Genomic DNA, 2379 nt, shown 5'->3' with positions numbered 1-2379 from the left:
CTGCTTTGGATCTGAAGAAAACAGCCAGCCCGCATACCTACAGCCAGGTGGGCGAGCAGATCAGCTATACCCTTGAGATAGAGAACACGGGCAACGTGACCCTGACCAATGTGGTGGTCAATGATCCTTTGGCCAACTATACTTCCCCAAGCTTCACGTTGGTTCCCGGCCAGACCGAATCGGTATCCGGCATCCTCACCATTACCCAGGCAGACCTGGACAGAGGCTTTGTGGACAACGTGGCCACGGCGGTGGGCACGGATCCGAACAGCACGGTACTGACGGTGACTGCACCGGAGCGTATCACGGCAGGCCAGAGTCCATCGATCAGTCTGTCGAAGACTGCAGACAGACAGACCTACGACCAGGCCGGTGATGTGATCACCTATACACTGGAAGTGGAGAACACGGGCAACGTGACCCTGTACGGAGTGGTGGTGACCGATCCGATGCGCAACTTTACCTCTCCGACCCTGCCTGAACTGGCTCCCGGCCAGACGGCAAGTTATTCAGTCGGCTTGACGGTGACCCAGGCAGAAGTGGATGCAGGCGGTGTGATGAACACGTCGACAGCGACGGGAGTATCCCCGAACAGCGTGACCGTGACCGATACAGACGACGAGCTGGTACTGGCCAATGTGGCTCCGGCACTGGATCTGGTGAAGACAGCCAATCCTAGGGTCTTTGTGAATGCGGGCGAAGTGGTGACCTATACGTTTGAGGTGAGCAACGTGGGCAACGTGACCCTGACAGGGGTATTGCTGAGCGACCCGTTGATCCCGTACAACCAGAGCATCGGCACCATGGCTCCTGGCGACAGCCAGACCTTCACGGCGACTTATACGCTGACCCAGACAGACATAGACAACCGCATCCTGATCAACACGGCGGCGGTGACAGGCACTGCACCGGACAACAGTACGGCCACGGCAACAGACAGGGCTTTGATTGCCTCGCAGGACTTCGGTGCGATCGAAGTGGATAAGGTATCGCTGGATCAGGTATACAGTACGGTAGGGGAACCACTGGAATATGAGATTACGGTGACCAACATCGGTAACGTGACCCTCAACAACGTGGTGTTGACAGATGATCTGACCAGTCTGACCCAGAACATAGGCACGATGGCACCTGGAGCAAGTTCGGTTTACACGACCACTTACGTGGTCACCCAGCAGGACCTGGATTCAGGGCTGATCACAAATGAGGCCACGGCCACGGGAGTGGAAGCGACCCCTCAGGCCACCCCTGTGAGTGATAAGGACAATGCGGTTTCGGTAGCCAGAAGACAGCCGGGTATCAAATTGAACAAGCAGAGCAGTACAGCAAGCTATGCCCAGCCGGGGGATGTGATCGACTACACGTTGACGGTTACCAACATAGGCAATGTGACCCTGGACAATATTGTACTGGATGACCAGTTGACAGGAATTGTACAGCTTCCGCTGAACAGCCTTGCCCCGGGAGCATCTACCGTAATAGCGACCAGCTATACGGTTACCCAGACAGACCTTGACGCAGGCACCGTGGACAACACGGCCAGTGTGAGCGGGGAAGGTCCGGGAGGAAGAACCGTTGCCTCAAAAGACAGTGAATCCGTACCGGGCGTGCGTGCAGGCGGCATCCAGCTGATCAAGACAGCAACGCCGAAACTGTACATCCAGGCAGGCCAGGTGATCAACTATACCCTGGAAGTGACCAATACGGGCAACCTGACCCTGGACAATGTGACGGTGACCGATCCGTTGACGAACCTGAACCAGAACATAGGAACGCTGGATCCAGGGGCAGCGAGTACAATCACTACGAGCTACACGATCGTGCAGTCGGATGTGGATAACGGCACGGTGACCAACACGGCCACAGCCGAAGGTACGGATCCGTTCAACACGGCATTGAGCACGACGGACAGCGAAGTGGTGCGTGCAATCGGGGTGTCCCAGTTGAACCTGGCCAAGACCGCGAACCCGACGACGTATGACCAGGCAGGAGATGCGATCAGCTACACCCTGACGGTGACCAACAGCGGCAACCTGATCCTGAATGATGTGGTGATTGCAGACCCACTGACCAACCTGACCTACAATGTGGGCACGCTGGTACCGCAGCAGAGCGCAACGATAAATGAAACATATTCAGTAAGCCAGGCAGATGTCGATGCGGGATCGGTGGTGAACATCGCGACCGCAACGGCCAAAGACAGCCAGGGAGCAGACAAGCTGACCACAGCCACGGCGACGGTCACTGCAATTCAGACCCCAGGCATCAGTTTGACGAAAACAGCTAATCCGGCTACCTATTCACAATCAGGGGATCAGATCAGCTACAGCCTGGTGGTGACGAATACAGGCAACGTGACCCTGGACAATGTGTTGGTAA

The 2379-nt window shown here is 56.4% G+C and carries 1 protein-coding gene; it reads left to right on the top strand.

Translation table 11 applies throughout. The features are described from left to right. Positions 1 to 2379, top strand: a 2379-nt coding sequence (locus J0A67_RS22545; protein WP_206571661.1) for a CLIPPER-2 domain-containing protein, incomplete at both ends; no start/stop codon positions are given.

Origin of the sequence: Algoriphagus aestuariicola, assembly GCF_017254835.1 — a bacterium.
Taxonomy (GTDB): domain Bacteria; phylum Bacteroidota; class Bacteroidia; order Cytophagales; family Cyclobacteriaceae; genus Algoriphagus; species Algoriphagus aestuariicola.
The sequence above is the reverse complement of the archived record's forward strand: the minus strand, read 5'-3'. Positions and strand labels throughout refer to the sequence as shown.